Origin of the sequence: Janthinobacterium amylolyticum (assembly GCF_051380655.1) — a bacterium.
GTDB lineage: Bacteria > Pseudomonadota > Gammaproteobacteria > Burkholderiales > Burkholderiaceae_D > Janthinobacterium.
Genome location: NZ_JBNYXL010000012.1, coordinates 16,885 through 39,705, shown reverse-complemented (window position 1 = coordinate 39,705; position 22,821 = coordinate 16,885). Strand labels below are relative to the sequence as shown.

The window sequence follows — 22,821 nt, the reverse complement described above, 5'->3', positions numbered from 1 at the left end:
ACTGCCGAATGTCATCAAATGTTCATAAATCTCATGGCTGCAAGCCGCGCCGCTCGTTCGGCGTGAGCGCCTGCAGCTGCGGCGCCGTCAATGGCCCGGCCCCCAGCACCTGCACCACGCCGGCGGGCTGGTACAGCGACGCCTGCGGATCGCGTCCCTTGCCGGCGGCAGCGTCATCGGCCGACTCGTTGCCAAAGCCCAGCACCTTCACGGTAAACAACGATGGCTGCGCCTGGCGCGTGGCGGCCCGTTCGCGCTGCAGCACGTCCTGCGCCGCCGTCACGGCCTGCGAGGCGGCCGCGCTGGCGTTGGTCAGCGCGCCCACGTTCACGGCGGCGACGGCCGGCATGCCCGTCGACTTGCCCTGCACCTGGATGTTGGCCGCATTCACCAGTTGCAGCGCCGCCAGGTTGACGTTGCCCGAGACGCGGATGCCCGCCTCGCCCGCGTCGATGGTGCCCAGCGGGGCGATCAGGTCGATGTCGCCGGGCGGCACCTCCGGGATCGGGTTCAGGGTGGCGATGCCGGCGCCCGTCGTCGGCGTGGTCGGCGACAGGGTGACCTGGCCGATAGCGTCGTAGACGCGGCGCTGCGGCGTGTAGACCACGGTGGACTTGGAGCCGCGTCCGGCGTTGATGTCGCCCTGCGCCGACCAGGCCAGGATGTTGCCGCCGAAGGTGGTGAAGATGCGGCTTTGCCCCAGCAGGATGCTGTCGCGCGCATACATCTGGATGTCGCCGGCGCCCTGCGTCAGCACGCCCGAGCCTTCGCCCGGCACGAAGCCGCCATCGACCCCGACCAGGGTGCGCCCGCCCGGCGTCAGGATGTCGATGTTGCCGCCGAAGTCAGTGTGGATACCGGCGTCCTGCAGGTCGAACACGGGCGCGTGGTCGTCGCCCCTCAGCACATATTGCTCGCGGCTCAGGTAATTGACGCCCTTGCGCGGCCGCCTGGTGCTGCTGCTATCGGCACCATCGGCATAGTAGGTAGCGCCACTGAACATGGTCAGGTCGCCCGCGTAGGTCACGGGTTTGCCCTGCGCATCCTTGCTCGGGAACAAAGTAGCGATGGCTTCGCGGCCGCGCAGGTAGCTGCCTTCGCGCACGCCGCCCGCCGCCGTGTACTCGCGCCCGCCCGCCTTGAGTTCGGCAAAGTAGACATTGCGCAGGAAGACACGCTGCTGCTCGGCCGGCAAGGCCGCGAAAAACTTGCGCGCATCCATGCTGGCCGCATCGAAGGCCAGCCCGGCGCCATTGCGCTGTGCGGCGCCGTAGCGGGTTTCCAGCCAGTTGACCAGGTGCAGCTGGCTCGACAGGCCGTATTCGCGCTGCAAATCGCGCTTGGCGCCGCCGCTGGCGCTGGCCTGCAGAGTCTTGTCGAGCTCGCCCTGGCGCGCCGCCAGGAAGGCGGGCGCGCCCGCCGCGTCGCCGCCGTAGCCAAATTCCGTGCGCAACCAGTCGGCCAGGCTCAGGCGGCCGCCATACACGGCCACCGCCTTGCCGGGCTGGTCGGCCAGCGACTTGCCTGGTTCGATCAGGTTGGCGGCGTCGAGATAGCGGGCGGCAAAGGCGTCGTAGTTGGGGCCGTTGGCCCCTACCCCTGCCGCCACCGCGATGCTGGCGCCGCTGCTACGCTCGCCTGACGTGATTTGCGTCACTGCACCGATACTCTTCAGCTCGGCCCTGTCGGCCATGTAGACATCGCGCCCGGCCGTCACTTCCAGCGTGCCCGGGCCACCCACGTAGAAGGTGCCGTAGCGAATATCGCGGCCGGCACGCACGACCGACACTTCGTCCGGATTGTTGTGCAGCGCCAGATTGCCGCGCGCCGAACCGACGCGGATTTCCGTCGGCCGCAGCGGCAGCAGGGGATTGGCATACGCTATCTCCGACGTCCAGCCCAGCAAGCCCTGCGGCGTCACTTCGACCAGCCCCAGGGCCGTGCCGGCGTTGACGATGTCGCGTCCGGCGCGGATGTCGACCGGACCGGCGCCCTCGTACCAGGTGCTGTGGCTGGCCGCATTGCCGCCGCCGCGCGTGATGATGGAACCGGTGCGCAGGCCGATGATGTCGCCCGCCAGCGCGTAATAGCGCGCCGGCAGCTGGTCCTGCATCGCATAGCCGGAGGCGGTGGGCGGCGTCAGCGTGAACAGCGGATAGCGCTGCGGTGCGGCGCCCGCTTCGCGCGAGGCGAACAGCACACTGGGCGCCTGTGCATTCTGGTTCACGTTATGCGTGTACATGTCGCCGTATTCGGTGACGCCGGAAACGCCCGCGAAGCCCGGATTGAAAGGGCTCGGCAGCGCGGTCGGATCGGCGCCCGACGCCGTCACCGAATAAGCGCCCGCGTAGATCGAATCGGCGGCCAGCAATTCCAGCTGCCCCGGCGTGCGGCGCGTGAAATGCACATCGACCGGCGACGGCGCCAGCAGCAGGCCGGTGGCCGGCCGCGCCAGCGTGTTGGTGCCGCTGTCCGTCGCGCCCTGGGCGGAGTTGCCCATATACAGGTTGCCGCTGGCGGCTACCGCGCGCAATTGCGACGGCATCACGAAACGCCCGCCGCTGGACGCCTGGTTGCCGCTGGCGCGGTCGTCGCTCCAGGCCGTCGATGGTGTCAGGTTGCCGCCCGCGCTGAACAGGTCGATCGCCGTCGACGGCGTCCACAGCGAGAACCAGCTGTAGCCTTCGCCATCCTGCGCCACGCCCTTCGCCGTGAACGGCGTGCCATTGTTGATCTGGGTGACGCGGCCGGCGTCGCCCACGCCGCCCAGCACCAGGTCGCCGCGCGCATCGATGCGCACGCCGGAGTCGCCCGGCACCACCACCGGCCCGCCGCCGGCGATGGACGAGGTGGCGGTATAGACCTGGTAGGCGCGCGATTCCTGGCTGTCGCCCTTGTCGAAACGCAGCTCGATGCCGCCCACGGATCCCGCCTCCATGCGCAAGGCGCCGCGCAGGTTGACGAAGGTGCTATTGAGGTCGCCACGCGTGCCGCTAAAACGGGTATCCGGCGTGATCTCGCCTGTCGTGTCGGCAAACGAGCGCACTTCGGCCACCGGATTGAGGCCGCCGCCTATGCGCACGTCCAGGTCGCCACCGCCGGTCAGCGTGAGCGCGGCACCGTCGGCCGATACCCGGCCAGTGCTGGCCACCGCCAGGTTCAGGCCCTGGCTGCGCATGACGAATTTGCCGCCCTGGTCGGTACGCGGCGACAGCATGCCGGCGGCCTTGCCCGCCTCGAACACCAGGTTGCCGCCGCCCAGGGTGCCGATGCCGGTAAAGCCGGTCATCACGGGCAGGGTTTCGTACAGGTAGTTGGCGCCCATGCCGCCGGCCACGTAGCTGCCAAAGTTGATCCACCAGGCGGTGGGCACGCCCTCGCCCTGGGCGACGGCGCTGCCGGTGCCCTGGCGCCACAGCCAGGTGCCGACGGCGCTGCTGTCCTGCTGCGGCCGCAAATAGCCCACGTCGTCGGGGCGACGCTCGGTGCTGTAGCCGGCGCCCACCAGGTCGCCGGTGACGTCGCCCTGCGCGCGTACCAGCACGTTGCCGCCATGCTCGGGATACCAGGCCTGGTACAGGCTTTGCGCGCCGCCGTCGACATAGGGCTTGAAGGCGTCGCCATCGGGGCCGAGGATGGAACCGTTGCGATCCGCCGCGCGCGGCAGCTGGTAAGCGGCCGCCACATTGGCCGCCTGGGTACCGGCCGTATACACGCCGTACGGCGAACTCTGGTTGAAGTTGCCGCCGGCCAGGAGGTCGAGGTCGCCCGTGCCCGTGCGCAGCACGCTGAACAGCTGCTGCCGCGCAGGCAGGGACACCGTCGGGAAGCTGCCGCCTTCGGGCAGCCATGTCACCAGATCGCCCAGGTTCATGTTATTGAGTTCCAGCAGGGCCTCGACGCCACCGAAATCGTCGACATTGATCAGGGTGCCGGGCTCGGCGCTGAAATACAGCGCCGAGTCGCCGATCCAGTAGAAATTGCCGGCCACGCCCTCAATCGGCGGCACTGCCACCGTCGGCACGCTGGGCCCCAGGACCACGCCGTAATGGTGGTCGGTCAGCAGCAGACTGCGGTTCTCGCCCACGGGGCGCAGTGTGCGGCTATCGGCCGCCTGCAGATCGGCGCCCGCCACCAGGCGCATCGACCACGACTGCGAACCGCTGGCCAGCATCGGCGCCAGCGCCCAGTTGCGGCCCTGGTTGCCATCGGCATCGGCCGGACGCAGGGCCACGGAGGCGGCGCCGCCAGGCAGCCGCACCCAGGTTTCGCTCGGCACCAGCGCGCCCTTGCGCAGCTGCAATTCGCCGGCCAGCACCACGCCGTTGGCGGGCGTGTCGGGTTCACCGTTGCCATCGTAGTCGGGGCTGGGCGTATCCCTGACGGCGCCCACCGGGTACGGCAGCGGCACGCCGCCGGGCCAGGTCATGGCCGCCACGGACATGCCCACCGGCAAGCGGGTGCCGGCGTCGAGCTGCGTACCGCTGCCCAGCGTGACCGCCTTCGCCAGCACGGTGCCCGCCGCATACACGATATCGCCGGCGGCATTGCGCACGGCGCCGCCCAGCACCGTGCCAGCTGGCAATTCCACCTCGGCCGTCAAGGTGGCCTGCGACGGCAGCGCCGTGCCGGCCCGCAAGCTCATGGCCTTCATCGGCAAGTCGTAGTTCAAGGTGCGGCCGGACTGGAAGAAGGTGTCGTCGGCCAGCGTGACCAGCTGGCCATGCGGCACGATGACGTCGGCGCCGAACGGCACGCGGCCCTTGGCCAGCATCCAGCCCTTGTCGTCCGGCGTGACCGGCACGGCCTTGCCATCGAAGCCGTCATTGATGCTGCCAAAAACGTTCAAATTGCCGCCGGCGCGCAGCACCAGCGCGCCCGCTTCGCCGGAACCGGCCACGCCGGTCTGCTGCGTATGCGGATTGACGCTGGCGTAGCGGTAGCCGGACAGGTCGATGTCGCCATCGACGTGCAGGTCGCCGTCCGGCGTGGCGCTGAGGATGGCCACGCCCGGACGCAGGTGGAAAGCGTCCTTGTCCTTGCGCAAGCCGGACAGGCGGCCATTCATCAGCCCGTCGTTGGCCAGGGCGCCCGTCATGAACGCCACGCTGTCGTCGTGCTTGCGGTCCAGGTAAGCCTGGTCGATGACCTGGTAGGGACGGCCGTCCGCGCCGGCGTCGATGCCAGGCGCGGCGTCGTTATACGACCAGAAACCATTGACCGTGATGGCGCGGGCGCCGTCGATGGCCAGCGGACCGGCGGCATCGATGGCGATGTCATTGCCGGTGGCGCCGCCCACGCGCCGGGCGCTCAGTTCCAGCGTGCCCAGCGAAGCGATTTGATCAGCCTTGCCGGCGGTGCCGGCGCGCAGGTCCATGCGCGCGCCCGTATCGAGCACCAGGCGGCCGCTGCCGGCATCGATGTCGATCACGGCGCGGTTGGGCGCCTCGATCACCTTGCCATAGCTATCCACCCGCAGCACGCTGCCGTGGGCGTCGAGCAGCGCGCCGCCGGCCACGCTGACGCCGTCGCGCGCGGCCAGGCGGATGCTGCCCACCTGTTCGCCGCTGGCGTCGACAGTGCCGTTGACGGCCAGGTGGCCGCCATCCACGGAAACGGTGATTTCGCGCGCCTTCAATTCACTGTCCAGCACCAGGTCGCCCTGCTTGAGCTGGAAGCTGCGGCTGCCGAACACGCCGCCCTTGCTCAGGCGCCCGTTCAGTCCCTTGAAATCGTCGATATGCTGGCCGCGCACGTCCAGGCCGCCCGCCGCGAACGGCACGTCGGTGCCGCCCGCGTCGTATTGGCCGCTGCTGCCGCCGGCGATGCTGCCCAGCAGCGCCACGCTGCCCGCCTGCGTGTCCATCGCGGTGGCCGTCAGCTTGCCGGCGCGGTTCGACACGGCGGAGAAATCGATGCTGGAAGCGGCCGCCTGGCGCACGTCGCCGTGGCGGCTGTCGAGCACCACGTCGCCACCCCAGCTGTACTTGGCCACGCCGTTGAAATCGATCTTGCGGCCAGCCAGGTCGAGCCTGGCGCCATCGCCCAGCACGACGTCCTGTTCGGCGGACACGCTGAGCTTGCCGCTTGGCAGCAGCACGGCCGTGTCGAGCGTCACGCTGCGTCCGTCCAGCGCCACTTCGGCGCCCAGCGCGCCGGCCAGGATGGCCGCGTCCGGCGCGGTGGTGGCGGCACCGGACGGCTTGGCGACACGGATGTCGCCACCCGCCTTGATCTTGTTGACGGAGCCGGCCGCGCCCGTGAGCAGCGCCGTGTTGAGATGCAGGTTGCCGCCGCTGCGCACATAGCCCTTGCTGTCCGCATCCCACGCGCCTTGCGACTGGTACACCGACAGCGATCCCGTGTGATTGGCGGTGATGCGCTCGCTGGCGTTGAAAGACACGTCGCCAAAGCCGAGGATCAAGCGGTCCATGCTGTGGATGGTGTCGGGCCGGCTGTTCGGGCCATAGCCGAACTCGACCTGGCGGGCGTCAACCTGCAGGCGCCCGCTGCCGTTGCCGGCGCCGCCGCTGGCAACCAGGCCCGGCGCCGTGGTGGCGCCGTTCCATACCAGCACGTCGGTCTTGATGCGCGCCACGGCATCGCTGCCGCCGGCGCCATAGATCGCCGGGGTGCCGATCACCAGCCGCTCCAGCGACGATTTTCCCGTGCTCGCGTTAATGGTCGACAATTCGACGTTGTCATAGAAATTGATGGCGTCGCGCGCCGTCAGCGCCAGGCTTTCCAGCGCCGGCGCACCCACGCTGGCATCGCCGCGCAGCAGGCGGTCGAGAATGTCCTGGTTCAGGGTCAGTCCGGCCGGCAGCGCGTCGCGCGCCGCCATCGCGGCCAGCGACGCCGCGCTGCCCACATTGATGCCGCCCACGGCCAGCACCAGGTTGCGGGTGCCATAGGTGGTGGCGTCGCGCAGGTTGAAGCTCTGGTCGGTGGCGGCGGCAATGGTGCCCTCGGAATACAGCGGAGTGCTGCCGCTGCACGCCACGCCTTCCGCGCAGGCGCCGATGTCGATGCGGCCCGGTCCCGATCGCGGATCGGCACTCACGCCGGGCGCCAGCATGTCGAGCCGGCCATTCGAGACTGCCAGCACGCTGGACGTGCCCGGCGCATACACGTAGCCGTCGCCCGAGTCCCAGGCCGCCTTGCCGCGGCCCAGGGTATTGATGCCGCCACCTTGCTCGATGACGATGCCGCCGGCCTTGCTGTTGGTCACCAGGAACACTTCGCCGGCCCTGAGAACGGCGCCATCGCGCACCACGATGTTATCGACGCCGCCCTGGAACTGGGCGATATTGGCTTGCTGGTTGCCGGTAACGCCGCTGTAGTTGACGGTGGGCAAGCCACCGATGCCCAGGCGCGGGGCGCCGATGGCATTCAGGGCATCGGCCCGCACCGTGATCCCCTCGAAGTCGACGGTGGGCGCGGCAGCGCTGCCGATGATTTCATAATTCTTGCCGGAGCCGCCCAGCAGCAGCGCGCTGCCGCCGAAACCGTCCTTGCCTGGCGTGTAGTTGGCGCTGCCGGCAAAGCGCAGCGCGTCCTCGGTGCTGGCCCCGGGCAGCACCAGTTCGATGTGCAGCGCCTTGGCGTCGCGTTCGAGCAGCGGGCGCGGCACGCCGTCGCTCACGGCCTGCGCCAGCGCGAATGCGCTATAGCTCGTTTCATTGTATTGCGAATAGCTGCGCAGCACGTCAGCCGACGTCAGCACCGCCTGCGATGGCAGCGCCGTGCGCAAGTCGGTATTGCTGGTGCCCAGCTGCACGGCGGTGGCGAAGGAACCATTGCGCATGGCCGTGGCCGAGCCGACGGGCAAGCCGCCGGCGGCCAGGCCGTTCAATTCCACGCGGAAGGCGCCGGGCAGCAGCGCAAAGCTCGACGGCAGCAAGGTATACGTGCCGGCGGCCAGGCCGGGCACGCCGGCGCCGATGGTGATCTGGCGCCCCAGCGCGGGATCGCCGGCGCCGTTCTCGGCGACGACGGGCGCATAGCCTGCCTGCGCGCCCGGCACGATGGCGTAGACGGGATTGGTGGCCAGGCCCGGCAGCACGAAGCCGCCCTTGCCGGAGGTCTGCACCAGCGGGTTGAGGCGGGCGTCGGTCGAGCCGCCCCGGCCCGCAAGAAAGGCTGCGCCGGTGAGGCTGCCGCCGCCTGACAGGTCGAGCACGGCGCCGGCGCGCACATCGACGTGTTCGCCGGTAAGCACGACGGCCGGATCATTGCCCACGCCCTTGTAGACGACATCGACGCCGTCCATCATGTAGCTCAGGCCATCGAGCGAGCCGCCGTACGGCATCAGCAAGCCGTTCGCGCTGACCGACGTCACGCTGCCGGGCAGCAGATTGGTGTGGCCCGTCACCGCGCCAAAGGTGTTCTGGCCCAGCGTGATCTTGCCCAGCGGCGCGCGCAGCACGCCACCCTGGTTCACCGTGGCGGCGCCCAGCTCCAGCGAGCCGAACACAGAGTAAGGCAAGGCCGGCAACGGCGCGGCAGGGTCGCCGCTGCGCTCGATGGTCAGCCGGCGGGCAGGGTCGAACTCGGTCGCCAGCTGCCCATATTCGTCGATCACGTTGCGTTTGCCCACTTCCACCTTGCCCGTGGCGCCGCTCACCGGATAGATTTGCGCGCCCGCCAGGGTCAGGTTGCCCGGCGTGTACAGCGCGGCCGCCGTACGCATGCGGATGTCGCCGCTCGAGCGCAGCGCCAGCTCGCCAAAGGCGTCGCGCTTGACCACCAGGTCGTCGGCCACGTTTTGCGCGATCACGCCGTTGCTGCCGACATTGACGGTATTGCTCAGGTCGATCAGCGCGGCATGCAAGGTCAGGCTGGCGTGGTCGTCCACGTTGGGCACGCCCAGCTTGCCGGCACCGACGCCGCCGTTGCCCGAGCCGCGCACGGGATTGGGCATCAGGTGGTCATCGCTCTGGGTGCGGCTGGTGCCGGCCAGGCGGATGTAGGGCGCCGCCAGCTTGACTTGCGCGCTGGTGGCGGTGTCGGCATGGTCGGCCAGGGCCAGGGCGCTGGCCGTCAGGCGCAGGCTCTGCCCCAGCGACAGGTCGAGGTTGCCATCAAAACTGATCAAGCCGTTTGACAGCAAGGCCAGGTGGTCGAAGCCGCCGGCGGCCACGCGGTCCGCGCCCAGCTTTGCCACACCGTAGCGCAGCGCCGGATCGCTGTCGCCCACCTGCAGGTCGGCAGCCAGGCCGCTATCGCCCTGGATGCTGGACACAATCATTTCACGCGGCACGCGCACCGCGTCTTCCACCGCCAGGCCCTTCAAGTCGAGCTTGCCGACGATGCCGTAGTTCGGCGCTTCCAGGTTGAGCGCCAGGGTGCCGCCGGACGCGCCGGCTCCGCCGGCGGCCGCATGCATGCTGCCGTCGAGCAGCAAGCCACGGAAGGAGCTCAGCGCGATGCTGCCGCCGTCGCCAGCCACCAGCACGCTGCCCTGGCCCGGCAGATCGAGCTGGGCGGCGGAGCCGGACGCTTCCAGGCGCGCGCCGGGGCGCACGATGACGAAGGCGTCGGCCGCCTCGACCTGGGTGGCGTCGAGATTGTGTTTGGCACCAATTTCGATGCTGCCGCCAGCGCCCACATGGCCATACACGCCGCCCTGGGCGTCGATGGCGGTGGCCGCGTGGCCGGCCACGTCGAGGACCGCGCGCTCGCCGATCCAGATCGACTGGGCGTTGGCGCTGCCATCCGGACGGTTGATTTCACCACCGGTCACCAGCGTGCCAGGCAACACGGAAATGCGGCCGCCGGCCGCGCTCAGTGTGCCGTCCACGGTGATCTGGCCGTTGCCCGTCAAGCTGATGCTCTTGCCGTCGTCCACGCGCAGCGTGGCGCCCTCGCCCACCACGAGCGGCGCCTTGGCGTTGCGGGTGCCGGCCGACAGTGCGATATCGGCGCCGGCGCGTTGCTTGAGCACGCCTTTCACGGCATTTTCCTGCCACAGCGGCGCCAGCCACGGTTGCAGCACGGCGGCCGGATCGGCGCCGGTCGGCAATTGGTCCGCCAGCGCCAGGTCGGCGCGCAGCAATGGCATGCTGACGTCGATGCTGGCGCCCTGCGCCACCTGCAGGCCCTGCTGGCCGTTGATGTTGTAGTGCGCAAAGCCGCGCTGGAACAGCGTGTTGTCCAGCACCAGCAGCGGCTTGACGGCCAGGTCCTGCGGCGCATGGTTGCCGGCCAGCAGGCGATCGCCCGCATTCAGGGTCACGTCGAACGCGAACGCGGTGCCGGCAGCCACCCTGGCGTTGAAAGCGGCTACCGGCATGCCGTCCGGGAAGGCGTTGGCCGGCACCAGGTAGCCCGAACCGAGCTTGCCACGCACGCCCGTCAGGGTGACGCCGGCCGGCACGGTCATGCCGCTGGTGTAGCCGATGCCATTGCTGCCGGTGACGGTGATGTATTCATAGCTGATCGAGGCGGGCGGCACCACCCAGGCGGCCGGCAGGGTGTACGGACGCGCCGCGCTGAAGTCAGGCAAGTCCAGCAGCGGCTGCCCGGGCTGGACCTGCGTGCTGACATAGCTGAAGTCGCTATCGAGCACGGTGCCGGCCTTGATGGTGAAGGCTTTTGCCAACGTCAGGTGCACGGGTACGGACTGGCCTGCTGGCAACACGCCATTGTCCGCCAGCACGCCGCCGCCCAGCGCCACGCCGGTACCGCTGTCGATGGTCAGGGTGCCGCCGCCGTTGGCGCCGTAGCCGCGCAGTTCGCCATCGAGCACCAGCGTCTCCGACTTGACGCCATTGATATCGTTCTGGTTCGCGCGCAAGGTGATGTCGCCGCCGCGCCCGCCTTTCAGCGTGCCGTCGGCCAGCACGGCCGCGCCCGAGGACGTGTCGATCGCGCTGCCGGCCGCCAGGTTGACGCTGCCGCTGCTGACCAGCGCCACCGCGCCGCCGTTGACATGCGGCAGGCCGGATGTATTGCCCGGATCCAGCTTGAGCTGGCTCCACAGGCCGCGCGTGTCGAGCGTCACGCCGGCGGCCACATCAATGCCCACCTTGGCTCCGGCCGCTGGCGTGGCGACCGTGGTATCGAGCCAGCCGCTGGTGGCGTTGGCCTGCTTGCTGACGATGTCGCCCAGCGCGATGCTGCCGCCGCGCGCCGTCAGCCCGGCGTTGACCGTGACCTGCGGCGCATGCAGCGCGATCTCGCCGCCCGGCGTGACTTGCACGGCGGCATTGACCTCGATGTCGCCGCTGGCATAGGCCTTGATGCCGCCCAGTTTTTGCGCATTGAGCCAGCCCGCGTCCAGGTAGGTCTTGCCGAGCAGATTCTCGGGCAAGGCATCTTCGCGCTGGAGCTCACCGGCGCCGGCGCCGCCGCTGCCGATATGGATGGCTTGCAGCAGCGCCGCGGGATTGTCGCGCAGCTGCGCGCTGGCAGCGTCATACACGGGCGCCAGCTGGCCCAGCACCAGCTGGCCGTTGCGCGCGGCCGCCAGTTGCGACTGGCGATAACTGTCGAGGGTGGCGTCGCGCGCGTCCTGCTGGCGCTCGCCCTGGAACACGCTCGATTCGATCGCGCCTTCGAGCACGGCGGATTGGGTGCCCACCACCACGCGGCCCGCGTCGCGGCCCACGGTATAGCCGTTTTCCAGCCGTTGCTGGGCGCCGACCAGGGGACTGGCGAAATTTTCCGTCACTTCCGCGCCCCAGCGCTGGTGTTGCGCCGCGTAGCCTTGGTAGACGCCCGTGTACAGCATGTCGCCGGGCGCCGTCGACAGCCGGTAGAGCTGGCCATCCTTGCCGTTCAGCCAGCTCTGGCGAACCATGCCCGTCTGGACGTCAAACGTGCCGCCGGATACGTTGAGCAAAGAGCCGGCCTGGGTCACCAGTTCGCCGCCCTGGAACGCCACGGTACCGCCCTGCGCCGCCCATTCGCCGATGCCATGGCCGCTGGTGTTGAGGTAGCCGCTCACTTCGAGCAAGCCGCCGGCCGTGTACCAGCGGTCGGTCGCATAGCCATTCGTGCCGGCCGCCACGCGCACCAGGTCGCGCCGGTCGAGCCACAGGTCGGTGCTGTTGAGGACCTTGCTGTCGCGGTTGCCCGGCGCGTCGCGCTGCTCGTTGCCCTGCGCATTGATCAGCACATTGTTCGAGGCCATCGCCACGTTGACGCCGACGGCGCCGGAGACGTCGATGCTGGCGCCGCGCGCCACCTGCGTGCGGCGCGCGGCCAGCGCATTGACCTGGCCGCCCGTGGCCAGGGTCAGCGAGCCGCTGTCGAAAGCGATATCGCCGCCAGAGGCTATCTGGATCAGCGACAGGTCGCGGCGGTTGTAGGCGCCGTCGCTGAGCAGCGCCGAATCCTTGATGAGCGCATCGCGCTGCACGTCCAGCGCCGTGGTGCCGCTGTCGTCGAGCAGCACCGTCGTCAGGCTGTCGGGCGCCAGGGTGACCAGGCCGTCGCTGCCATCGGCCTTCAGGTGCACGGTGCCGCGCGTGGTGACGCTGGTGCTGCTGAGCAGCACGCCGGCCTGCCGCACGTCGCGGCCCGTCAGGGTGACGTCGCCCGTCAGCGCCTGCACCAGGCCGGCATTTGTCACCTTGCCCGCGTCGCTCTGTGCGTTGAACTTGACGTCCACCTCGTTGCCGCGCGTGCTCGAGGTCTGATTGCTGTCCGTCCCCAGCCCCTTGCGGATGACGAAACTGTCGCCAGCGGCCAGCGTGACCTGGCCGTTCGGCGCCGACACGCTGCCGCCGTTATGCACCTCGCGTCCGGCCAGCAGCACATAGCCGCCGCCTTCCGTCACCGTCTGCGGTTTGCGCGTGCTGAGCTGCGCCCCGGCCTGCACCACCACGTCGGCCGTGGCATTCGCATGCGTGGCCACGTTGCCATTGAGTACCAGGTCGTTGGCCAAGGTGGGCTTGAAGCTGGAACCGAGCGTATCGCTGTAGATCCCCTTCTGGAACTGGCTGTTGCTCATGCCCACGGCGGCGGCCACCAGGCTGCGCGTATCGACCTGGCTGCTGCCGGAAAAGACGATGCCGTTGCGGTTGACCAGCATCACCGTGCCGTCGGCCTTGATCTGGCCCTGAATCTGGCTGGGACGGGCCAGCGGATCATTGATGCGGTTGAGCACAGACCAGTTCGCCGCCTGGTCGAATTGCAGTGTCGTGTGCTGGCCGATATTGAAGCTTTCCCAGTTCAGGATCGCCTTGTCGGCCGTCTGTTTCACGGTAACCACGGTCTTGCCGCCGGCCTGTGCCTGCGTGGGGCCGTTCGCGTTGAGCCAGCCGGCCGTCAGGCTGTTGGTGTCGACTTGCAAACCGCCTGCCGCCAGGCCTTCCGGCACGCTCGAGCCGGCGGCGATGGCCGCCTGGCGCGCCGCCTGCTGGGCCGCCTGCTGCACGGCGATGGCGCGCGCGGCCAGCTGCAGATTGTTCAGCGACGTTTGCAGCTGGGCATTGGCTTTTTGCTGCTGCGCCTGGGTATTGTCCGGCGCGATGATGGCCTGGCCATTCGGCAAGCGTCCCGTGGTGGCGGCCGTGCCCTGCTGCGCGCCCTTGCCGGCGAACCAGGCGCCGCTGAACGGCTGCTGCGCCTGCGTGCCGCCCGCCTGCAGCAGCATGGCGATGGCCAGCGCCAGCGGTTTCAGGCGCACCGGGCGCCCGGTCCGGTTGCCCGCCATGGCGGAGGAGGATGCGTGTTTCGTGACCGACTTGCTTCGCTGCATGGCGACATTCCCTTTTCATGTTCCGTTGCTGACCGATATCGCGAGGCGGCGCGCGGCACGCACGGGGCGGGCGGCAGGCACGGAATCGCGGCTTCCAGCAGCATTGACAGGGAACAAGGGGCGGGACTGCAAAAGGTCATGAAAATGTCATAAATGGCGCTCCGCCTTGGCGCCCCGCCTTGGCGCTGGGCGCCATTGGCGTGCGCTAACCGAACAGCACGATGCCGCCCGGCAAGCGCGTCACGCGCGCGCCGTACGCATCCTGGATCAGGGCAATCACATCGTCGAGGCGGTCCAGCGAAAAACTGGCTTGCACGCGGGCCTTGCCCAGCACGTCATTGTTCAAGATGAGCTTGCCGGGACGGTAGCGGTTCACCTCATCGACCACCTCGGCCAGGGTGCTTTGCTTGAACACCAGCAGACGCTGGCGCCAGGCGCTGACCTCGCCCGCCCGCACGGCGCGCGCGATGCCGAAATGCGCGGGACGGTAGCGCAGCTGTTCGCCGGCGGCCAGTTCCGCATCGTTACCGTTCTGCACCACGCGCAGGCGACCCGCCAGGCACGTCACGCACACTTCCTGGCCGAACAGGCGGATATTGAAGCGCGCGCTGCCGGCCGAGACGCTGCCGTCGCCCGCCTGCACGCGCAGGCGCGCCGCGCCGCGCAAGCCGGCCTGGAATTCCGCCTCGCCGGCCAGCAGCACCAGCGCCGCCGTGCCATCCTGCGCAGGCGCCGCGTCAAGGCGCGTCTGCGTATTCATCTGCACCAGCACGCCGCCGTCGAGGGCCACTTCGCGCTGCTCGCCCGTGCCGGTGGCGTAATCGGCGCCCAGGCCCGCCACGGCCGGCCACAGGTCCGTGGGCGGACGCAGCACCAGCAGCCCCAGCGAAGCGGCCACGGCGCCGCCTAGCCAGGCACGCCGCGCCGTGTTCACTGGCTGCTGCGCCCGCTTGACGGCGCGCGCGGCCGGCGCCATGGCGCCCCACACGGCGCGCGCCTCGGCAAACGCCGTCGCATGCGCGCGGCTGCGCCCGCACCAGTGGCGAAATACTTGCGCGTCGCGTTCGCTGACCTGGCCCGAGGCCAGGCGCACGACCCACGCCTGCGCTTCCTTCTGGATGACACCCATATCGTCTTCCGCTTGTTCAGTCATGATGTCTAGACGTTTTTCCCGCGCCGGGACCGAAGCGCTGGATGAAATCGCGTCCCATGCGTTCACAGCAGTGTTCGAGTCCGGCGCGCAATTCCTTCTCCACCGTGCGGGCGGAAATGCCGAAGCGCTCGGCGATGTCGCGGTGCGGCAGTTGATCCACGCGGGCGGCGATGACGATGGCGCGCCGGCGCTTCGGCAGCTCCTGCAGCGCCCGTTCCAGTTCTTCAATTTCGGCGCGCGCGCTGAAGGTGCGGGCCGGGTCGGCCAGCTCGTCGGCCATCTCGTACAGCTCGTCGATATCCGGCAGGCTGACCAGGCGCGCATTGTCGCGCCTTTGATCTTCCGCAATGTTGATGGCGATACGCATCAGGTAGGCGGAGGGATAGCTGATGGCCTCGGGCGCGTTCATTTTTTCCACTCTTAAATACGTTTCATGCAGCGCGTCATTCGCCAGGTCTTCCGAACCCAGGCGGCGCTGCAGGTGGCGGCGAAACTGTCCATAGCGTTCCAGGAACAGTTTGCGCAAGGTAGCTTTCAGCAATTCCGGCATGCTCAGCCTGCCCCGGCCAGGCGCAGATACGGTGCGCAATCGGCGGCCGGATCGGGCCGCGGCGTCAAGAGTATCGTCAGCGGCTGCGGCAGGCCGACGGGTGGCGCGCCATCCATCAGCAGGCTGCGCAGGCGCTGCAGCACGGCGCTGTCGCGCTGCGCCACGCCGCTCGGTTCAAGCACATGCACCTCGCGCACCTTGCCCCGTTCATCGAGCCACAGCTGGAAGGCCAGGCGGTAGCGGCCGAACGCATCCGGGTGCAAGCGGCACAGGGCGCGCGTGAGGGAGCGCTGCAGCACAGCCGCATACGCTTGCAGTCCCGGCGTGGCGGCGACGGGTTCGCCCGGCGCCGCCAGTGCCGGTGCTGTACCGGCCAGCGCCAGCAAGGTAAACGCATTGCTGCCGCTGAAACGCGCGCCCAGTTGCGTGCCAGCCAGCAAGCGCTGCAACGCCTCGGCCGGCGTGTAGTCGCCGCGCACGGGCGCGGCCATGCGTCCCGCCGCCAGCTGGCTGCTGACCAGCACGGAATAACCGGTCACTTCGCCAAACGCCACCAGGGCAGCGTCAAGCGGCTGGGCGGCCAGGTCAAAACGCAAGGTCGCGGCCGGCTGGCCATCCTCATCGGCGGCGCCCGCTGCCGGACACACGAAGGTCATCCATGTCATCAGCAAACAGGCGGACAGGGCCAGGGCGTTGCCCGTTGCGGTGCGGCGGTGGGTTCGTGTCATTTTCCAGGGAAACCAACGAGAGCCTGCAGTTAAGATGTCTTGTCTGCAATGTTGCCGGCAGAATGGCAAGATAGTAGCTTCACAAAATGACCACTGCATGACATGAAGTCATCGTCCTGGCCCGCGTGTGTCATCGCCGCGACACATGGGATTGCTATGCTGGCGACTTATTCCACTGCTGCGGGAGCCAGCATGGCGCGCCTGTTTCTGCCTGTTCTTATCCTTGCTTGCGTCCTCCCGCCCGCGCAGGCGGACGAGCACACCGTCGTTGTCACGCCCGGCAAAACGGATGGCGCTTGCGTCAGCGTCGACAGCGCGGGCCGGCGCGTGCAATCGATGGCTTGCCTGAATGAAAAATTGCTGCCGGCGGGCGAGGTCGCCAGCCGGCAAGCGCCCAGCCTGTCGACGGCGGAGACGAACTTGCAGCGGCCATCGAACCAGCTCGGCCTGTACAACCGCGCCGCGCTGGAACACCGCATGGGCAACGCCTTTGGCAAATCCGTCACGCCGCAGCGCCCGCCGCCGCCAGCGCCCGCCAGCCCGCTGCTGCCGCCGCGCTGACGCTGTTGTCAACGCACAGTCCATTTGCGCTGTCAAGATTGCGCAATCGCGCCGATTGCGTATCATTCCAGGCTTGATCGCTCTGGAAACAACCATGCTGCCCACTATCGAACAACGCCTTGCCCTTGAACTTGCCGCCAAACCCGTGCAAGTTGCCGCCGCCATCGAACTGCTCGACGAAGGCGCCACCGTGCCCTTCATCGCCCGTTACCGCAAGGAAGCGACCGGCGGCCTCGACGATATCCAGCTGCGCCTGCTCGAAGAGCGCTTGCGCTACCTGCGCGAGCTGGAAGAGCGGCGCGCCGCCATCGTGGCCTCGATCACGGAACAGAACAAGATGACGCCCGAGCTGCTCGACGCCGTCATGCACGCGGAAGACAAGACGCGCCTGGAAGACCTGTATCTGCCCTACAAGCAGAAGCGCCGCACGAAGGCGCAGATCGCCATCGAAGCGGGCCTGATACCGCTGGCCGACGGCTTGCTGGGCAATCCCGAGCTGACGCCGGAAATGGAAGCGGGCAAATTCCTGCGCGACGCGTTTACTAGTGCCGACGGCAACAACCCAGGCGTGGCGGATACCAAGGCAGCCCTCGACGGCGCGCGCCAGATTTTGATGGAGCGTTTCGCCGAAGACGCGACCTTGCTGCAAACCTTGCGCGAATATGTGCAGGAACATGGCATCGTCGAATCGAAAGTGGTGGAAGGCAAGCAGGACGAAGGCGAAAAATTCGCCGATTATTTCGATTACTCGGAAACCATCTCGACCGTGCCATCGCACCGCGCGCTGGCCCTGCTGCGCGGCCGCCGCGAAGGCATCCTCGACGTCACCCTGCGCCTGGATACGGAAGCGGAAAAACCGAAGTGGGATGCGCCGCACAACCCGTGCGAAGGCCGCATCGCCGCCCGCTTCGGCATCAAGCAACAAGGCCGTCCGGCCGACAAATGGCTGGCCGACACAGCGCGCTGGACCTGGCGCGTAAAAAGCTTCATGCACCTGGAAACGGAACTGATGGGCGCGCTGCGCGAACGTTCGGAACTGGACGCCATCAACGTGTTTGCCACCAATTTGAAGGCGCTGCTGCTGGCCGCGCCTGCCGGCCAGCGCGCCACCATGGGCCTCGACCCTGGCTTGCGCACGGGCGTCAAGGTTGCTGTCGTTGATGCCACCGGTAAAGTCGTCGACACGGCCGTGATCTACCCGCACCAGCCGAAGAACGACTGGGATGGCTCGCTGCACACCCTGGGCCGCCTGGCCGCCAAGCACAATGTGTCATTGATTTCCATCGGCAACGGCACCGCGTCGCGCGAAACGGACAAATTGGCGCAGGACTTGATCAAGCAGCATCCGGAAGCGAAGATGACGAAGATCGTCGTCTCGGAAGCGGGCGCGTCGGTGTATTCGGCGTCCGAGTTCGCCTCGAAGGAATTGCCGGACATGGACGTGTCCCTGCGCGGCGCCGTCTCGATCGCGCGCCGCCTGCAAGACCCGCTGGCCGAACTGGTGAAAATTGATCCGAAATCGATCGGCGTGGGCCAGTACCAGCACGACGTGAGCCAAAGCCAGCTGGCTCGCTCGCTCGATGCAGTGGTGGAAGATTGCGTGAACGCCGTCGGCGTGGATGTGAACACGGCGTCGGCCCCCCTGCTGGCGCGCGTCTCCGGCCTGTCGGCCAGCGTGGCGCAAAGCATCGTCACCTACCGCGACATGAAGGGTGCGTTCACCTCGCGCGCGGCATTGAAGGCCGTGCCGCGCCTGGGCGACAAGACCTACGAGCAGGCAGCCGGCTTTTTGCGCGTGATGGGCGGAGAAAACCCGCTGGACGCCTCGGCCGTCCACCCGGAATCGTACCCGCTGGTGGAAAAGATCCTGGCTGACATCAAGAAAGATATCAAGGCTGTCATCGGTGAAACGGCCCTGCTGAAAACCTTGAGCCCGGCAAAATATGCGGATGAAACGTTTGGCGTGCCGACCATTTCCGACATTTTGAAGGAACTGGAAAAGCCGGGCCGCGATCCGCGTCCGGAGTTCACCACCGCCACCTTCAAGGAAGGCGTCGAGGAAATCCGCGACTTGCGCCCGGACATGATTTTAGAGGGCGTGGTCACCAATGTGGCCGCCTTTGGCGCCTTTGTCGACATCGGCGTACACCAGGATGGCCTGGTGCATATCTCGGCTCTGTCGAGCACCTTTGTGAAAGATCCGCACACGGTGGTGAAAGCTGGGCAAGTCGTGCGCGTGAAAGTGCTGGAAGTCGATGAGAAGCGCAAGCGCATCGCCCTGACCATGCGCCTGACGGACAGCGCGCCGCAGGCGGGCAGCAAGCCGGAGCAGCGCGGCGACCGCAACGACCGCCGCAGCATGGCGCAGCACCAGTCGCAGTCGCGCAATGCGCCGGAACCGGCGGGCAGCATGGCCGCCGCGTTCGCCAAACTGCGCGGTTAAGCGGCATGGCCGCCGGGCATGACCTTGTCATTCTGGCGGTGGACGCGGGCAGTGCCGAAGCGCAGCTGCTGCTCGATGAATTATCGGCAGCATTGCTGCGCATCAATGGCGACAGCGGCCGTTCCTCGTTCGACGTGGAAGCGGCCACGCCGCGCGGCGGCTTTTATATCGCCCGCGATACGGCTGGAGAACTGCAGGGCTGCGCCGCCCTGCGCCCGCTGGGTGATCCGCACAGCGCCATAGGCGAACTCAAGCGCATGTATGCGCGCCCCGGCGCCACCGGCACGGGCGCGGCGCTGCTGGCGCATGTGGAGGCGCAGGCGCGCTTGCATGGCTACCAGGCCCTGCACCTGTCCACCCGCGTGGCGAATACCCGCGCCCTGGCGTTCTATGCCAGGCACGGCTATGCACCCGTTATTGCCTGGGGCAAATACGTGGGCGCCGCGCAATCGGCCTGTCTGGGCAAGAAGTTATAAGGCTCGGCGTGGCTGACTTGCCCGATTTATGACTTGAGCGCATACCCGTGCCGGCGTTTTCTTATAAAATGACGCCATCTATTTATTTACCCATCAGAGGCAGCTATGAGCGACGTACAAACCTGGATCAAAGAAACCGTGACGAGCACGCCAGTCGTGCTGTTCATGAAGGGCACGGCCCAATTCCCGCAGTGCGGCTTTTCCGGCCGCGCCATCCAGATCCTGAAAGCCTGCGGCGTGGAAAACATCGCTACCGTCAACGTGCTGGATGATCCGGAAGTGCGTCAAGGCATCAAGGATTACTCGAACTGGCCGACCATTCCCCAGCTGTATGTCAAAGGCGAGTTCATCGGCGGCTCCGACATCATGAATGAAATGTTTGAATCGGGCGAACTGAAGTCCCTACTGGATGCCTGATCACCCAGCGCAGCGGCCACGGCGTATCGTCGTGGCCATCACGGGCGCCACGGGCGCCGTGTATGGCTTGCGGCTGCTGCAATTGCTCGGCGCCATCCCCGGCGTCGAGACGCATCTGGTCTTGTCCGATGCGGCCGTACTGACCCTGCACCAGGAAACGGGCGTGGGGCGCAAGGAAATCGAAGCGCAGGCGCACGTGGTGCACAAGCTGCGCGATATCGGCGCGAGTATCGCCAGCGGCTCGTTCCAGTCCGATGGCATGGTCGTGGCGCCGTGCTCGATGAAGACCCTGGCTGCCGTGGCCCATGGCTTGTCGGATAATTTGATCACGCGGGCCGCCGATGTCGTGCTCAAGGAGCGCCGGCGCCTGATTTTGATGGTGCGCGAAACGCCGTTCAACCTGGCGCACCTGCGCAATATGACGGCCGTGACGGAAATGGGCGGCATCATCTTCCCGCCATTACCCAGCTTTTATCACCACCCGCACAGCATTGCGGAGATGGTCGACCATACGGTGGCGCGCGTCATCGACCTGCTCGGCATCGAACACGCCCTGGCGCCGCGGTGGAATGGTTTGAAAACTCCAGACCAGCCAGCAACAAATTAACAGACTACATCAGCAACTACGCACGTCACGATGCGTGACAAAAGCGTAGCGAGCGGCAGGAGGCTCGGCGCCCCCTTGCGGCCAAGAAGCGCAACCGTGCTCCAGCACGGGGGCGCCGAGCTGGTGAGCATCGCCGGCCGCAAAGCGCGACGCGCAGCAGCTTTGCTCAGGCATCCCTCATCTCTTGTCGAATTGCAGGGCACTGGCCTGCTTCAAATCCCTGGCTTCTTCAACCATCCTGCGGTGGGCGATCCGTTTGCGCATCACTTCCGCATGTTGCGCGGCAGTCATGGGAGGCACGGTCATCAAGTCCTTCAGCTGCGCGGTATTGCTGTAGTTACTTTTCATAAGACGGCTCAAATGCTCGGCTCCGTAGTGGATGAACTGGCTGTTTCTGATAGTGATTATGCGCTGGTATTGGCCGCTGCGCCGCCGCAGGCAGGATTATTGTCAAATAATTCCGCTGCAGCGCAACATACGAGGTCTTATTGTGCGGCAAAATCATGTCTCCAGTATGACTCTGCGCAAATAAAAGATCAGAAGATGCGCCGCCAGCGAAAAGCGGACGGCGCCGGCCTGAACAGGCCTGGATGCTTACTTTTGGTAGTTGACGCGCACCAGCATGCGAATAAATTCACGCGCGATTTGACGATGATGTTCATCTAATCTTTGCAAATCGGCAATTAATTTCACATCGGCGGACTCAAAACGCGACAAGGCGCTGCCCGCATCGCCATTCGGAGTGGCGCTTTCCGGACCGCCAAACCGCAACCATTCCGCCGGCACGCCCAACCATTGGGCAATCATGCGCAATTTCTCTTGCGTCGGAATTGCTTCACCTACCAACCATTTCCTAGCTGCATGCACGGTAATCGGGCGCCCGTCGAAACGGATATTGAATTCCCGGGCCAGTCTGGTCGGGCTGTCTGGAGAATAATGGGCGTTTTTGAGAGCCAACTGAAGTCGCTGGCTGAAGCTTTCGCGTTCGTTAGAAGAATTCATAGGTGTACTATTTCATGTTGTAACATGAAAGTCAGTTTCTTGAATGACCATACAGATTGTTACATTTGAAAATGGCATTAATTGACAATTAACACTCTGGCCGGCCTTTTCAGGGCAAAAACGGGGCCGAATTTTCTCTTGTTATCCTGCGTGGCTTCGGGTCAAATTCGCGGCTGGCCTTGAGTTTCGCACTGCAGCACGATTCAAAGCCTCGGTTTGGCATTACAACGTACGGTATAGGATAATGCCCGCCTCTACCGGTAAGTGCAATGCCCATGTCATACAATTTCTTATAGACAAAGTTTTCAGAAGCGCCATTGTGTTTTCAATATGGAAACAAACAAGCCGACGTTTTCATTGTGAAACGTTGTTTTTCGAGCGTGCTGCCTGGCAAAACTCAGGCTTCAAAAAATGTTACTGCCATCGTAGCGAAAACATTGTCGCCGTTACGCCAGGAAAGCTCTTTTTGGTGTCATGTTGGCCACCAACTCTCGATCTTAAGCCCGTTTGTACGAGAAGAATCAATTTATTTTCAGTAACTGTTGTCTGATTCACCAAATTGCCACAGCGGCGCCGCATTTTTCCTTGTTGCAGCATGGGGCAGGCACGCTACAATAGTATTGACGTTGACGTAAACGGCACTTTGCCACGTTGCCTGCCTTGCAGCGCCCCATCTTTCTACCGACCGCCCATGCAACCAACACCGCCCGCCTCCATGACGACCTATACCATCACCGAACTGGCGCGGGAATTCGACATCACGGCCCGCGCCATCCGTTTCTATGAAGACCAGGGCTTGCTCAGCCCGAAACGCGAAGGCGCAGGTGGGCGCAACCGTGTCTACACGCCGCGCGACCGCACGCGCCTGAAGCTGACCCTGCGCGGCAAACGGCTGGGCCTGGCCCTGTCGGAAATCAAGAGCCTGGTCGACATGTATGAATCGCCGAAGGACACGCGGGCACAGATGGACCGCTTCCTGGGCGTGCTGGCACAGCACCGCCAGACCCTGGAACAGCAGCGCATCGATATTGAAATGGCCCTGGCGGAAATCAGCTCGCATGAAGCAGCGTGCGCGCGCATGCTGGCGGACTTGAATATGGAGAAGGCCCAGACAGACTAGGCGGGCAGGCGGCAAACACTTGCCGCGCGCGCTGCCTTGCGCACACTACTTAACGT

Annotated in this window: 12 protein-coding genes; 6 read left to right on the top strand and 6 right to left on the bottom strand. The window is 66.5% G+C overall.

Annotated features, from left to right (window positions below; translation table 11 throughout):
- Window positions 1-31 precede the first annotated feature (31 nt).
- From ACQ4WR_RS23435 to ACQ4WR_RS23420, 4 genes are all read right to left on the bottom strand, one after another.
- Entirely contained in the window at window positions 32-13,708 is a 13,677-nt protein-coding gene (locus tag ACQ4WR_RS23435; protein ID WP_436490218.1) for a filamentous hemagglutinin family protein, read from the bottom strand.
- 205 nt (window positions 13,709-13,913) lie between these two features.
- Window positions 13,914-14,861 (bottom strand): FecR family protein, encoded by a 948-nt coding sequence (locus ACQ4WR_RS23430; protein ID WP_436490216.1) that lies wholly within the window; start codon window positions 14,859-14,861, stop codon window positions 13,914-13,916.
- Window positions 14,854-15,411, bottom strand: coding sequence for an RNA polymerase sigma factor (locus ACQ4WR_RS23425; RefSeq protein ID WP_436490214.1), 558 nt, complete (start codon window positions 15,409-15,411; stop codon window positions 14,854-14,856). Before ACQ4WR_RS23425 ends, ACQ4WR_RS23430 begins: the two co-directional genes overlap by 8 nt.
- Before the next feature lie 2 nt (window positions 15,412-15,413).
- A complete protein-coding gene (locus ACQ4WR_RS23420; RefSeq protein WP_436490213.1) occupies window positions 15,414-16,139 on the bottom strand; it encodes a secretin and TonB N-terminal domain-containing protein in 726 nt (241 codons plus the stop codon).
- 192 nt (window positions 16,140-16,331) lie between these two features.
- Between ACQ4WR_RS23420 and ACQ4WR_RS23415 the strand changes: the two genes are divergently transcribed.
- The 5 genes from ACQ4WR_RS23415 to ACQ4WR_RS23395 all read left to right on the top strand — a co-directional run bounded on the left by ACQ4WR_RS23415 (window position 16,332) and on the right by ACQ4WR_RS23395 (window position 20,643).
- Window positions 16,332-16,700 (top strand): hypothetical protein, encoded by a 369-nt coding sequence (locus ACQ4WR_RS23415; protein WP_436490211.1) that lies wholly within the window; start codon window positions 16,332-16,334, stop codon window positions 16,698-16,700.
- Window positions 16,701-16,794: 94 nt separating this feature from the next.
- On the top strand, window positions 16,795-19,143 hold the full coding sequence (locus tag ACQ4WR_RS23410; RefSeq protein ID WP_436490209.1) for a Tex family protein: 2,349 nt from the start codon (window positions 16,795-16,797) through the stop codon (window positions 19,141-19,143).
- 5 nt (window positions 19,144-19,148) lie between these two features.
- Window positions 19,149-19,619: a GNAT family N-acetyltransferase gene (locus tag ACQ4WR_RS23405; protein WP_436490207.1), complete on the top strand. Its 471-nt coding sequence runs from the start codon at window positions 19,149-19,151 to the stop codon at window positions 19,617-19,619.
- 105 nt (window positions 19,620-19,724) lie between these two features.
- Window positions 19,725-20,036, top strand: a complete 312-nt coding sequence (grxD, locus tag ACQ4WR_RS23400; protein ID WP_010402157.1) for a Grx4 family monothiol glutaredoxin — start codon at window positions 19,725-19,727, stop codon at window positions 20,034-20,036.
- Window positions 20,029-20,643 carry a UbiX family flavin prenyltransferase gene (locus tag ACQ4WR_RS23395; RefSeq protein WP_436490205.1) on the top strand — a complete coding sequence of 205 codons (615 nt, stop codon included), beginning with the start codon at window positions 20,029-20,031 and terminating at the stop codon, window positions 20,641-20,643. The genes grxD and ACQ4WR_RS23395 overlap by 8 nt, the downstream gene beginning before the upstream one ends.
- A 177-nt stretch (window positions 20,644-20,820) precedes the next feature.
- On the opposite strand, the gene ACQ4WR_RS23390 is transcribed toward ACQ4WR_RS23395, so the two are convergent.
- Both ACQ4WR_RS23390 and ACQ4WR_RS23385 read right to left on the bottom strand, forming a co-directional pair.
- The gene (locus ACQ4WR_RS23390; protein WP_180979398.1) at window positions 20,821-20,991 is read right to left on the bottom strand and encodes a hypothetical protein; all 171 of its coding nucleotides are present in this window, start codon (window positions 20,989-20,991) and stop codon (window positions 20,821-20,823) included.
- Between the two features lie 246 nt (window positions 20,992-21,237).
- The gene (locus ACQ4WR_RS23385) at window positions 21,238-21,645 is read right to left on the bottom strand and encodes a hypothetical protein (RefSeq protein ID WP_076569507.1); all 408 of its coding nucleotides are present in this window, start codon (window positions 21,643-21,645) and stop codon (window positions 21,238-21,240) included.
- Between the two features lie 715 nt (window positions 21,646-22,360).
- Between ACQ4WR_RS23385 and ACQ4WR_RS23380 the strand changes: the two genes are divergently transcribed.
- A complete protein-coding gene (locus ACQ4WR_RS23380; protein WP_102294391.1) occupies window positions 22,361-22,765 on the top strand; it encodes a MerR family transcriptional regulator in 405 nt (134 codons plus the stop codon).
- Window positions 22,766-22,821: the final 56 nt, after the last annotated feature.

What these genes read in the sequence shown, in the direction of transcription:
- ACQ4WR_RS23435 (WP_436490218.1), bottom strand. Translation starts at nt 13,708, where the DNA reads ATGCAGCGAAGCAAGTCGGTCACGAAACACGCATCCTCCTCCGCCATG.
- ACQ4WR_RS23430 (WP_436490216.1), bottom strand. Translation starts at nt 14,861, where the DNA reads ATGACTGAACAAGCGGAAGACGATATGGGTGTCATCCAGAAGGAAGCG.
- ACQ4WR_RS23425 (WP_436490214.1), bottom strand. Translation starts at nt 15,411, where the DNA reads ATGCCGGAATTGCTGAAAGCTACCTTGCGCAAACTGTTCCTGGAACGC.
- ACQ4WR_RS23420 (WP_436490213.1), bottom strand. Translation starts at nt 16,139, where the DNA reads ATGACACGAACCCACCGCCGCACCGCAACGGGCAACGCCCTGGCCCTG.
- ACQ4WR_RS23415 (WP_436490211.1), top strand. Translation starts at nt 16,332, where the DNA reads ATGGCGCGCCTGTTTCTGCCTGTTCTTATCCTTGCTTGCGTCCTCCCG.
- ACQ4WR_RS23410 (WP_436490209.1), top strand. Translation starts at nt 16,795, where the DNA reads ATGCTGCCCACTATCGAACAACGCCTTGCCCTTGAACTTGCCGCCAAA.
- ACQ4WR_RS23405 (WP_436490207.1), top strand. Translation starts at nt 19,149, where the DNA reads ATGGCCGCCGGGCATGACCTTGTCATTCTGGCGGTGGACGCGGGCAGT.
- grxD (WP_010402157.1), top strand. Translation starts at nt 19,725, where the DNA reads ATGAGCGACGTACAAACCTGGATCAAAGAAACCGTGACGAGCACGCCA.
- ACQ4WR_RS23395 (WP_436490205.1), top strand. Translation starts at nt 20,029, where the DNA reads ATGCCTGATCACCCAGCGCAGCGGCCACGGCGTATCGTCGTGGCCATC.
- ACQ4WR_RS23390 (WP_180979398.1), bottom strand. Translation starts at nt 20,991, where the DNA reads ATGAAAAGTAACTACAGCAATACCGCGCAGCTGAAGGACTTGATGACC.
- ACQ4WR_RS23385 (WP_076569507.1), bottom strand. Translation starts at nt 21,645, where the DNA reads ATGAATTCTTCTAACGAACGCGAAAGCTTCAGCCAGCGACTTCAGTTG.
- ACQ4WR_RS23380 (WP_102294391.1), top strand. Translation starts at nt 22,361, where the DNA reads ATGACGACCTATACCATCACCGAACTGGCGCGGGAATTCGACATCACG.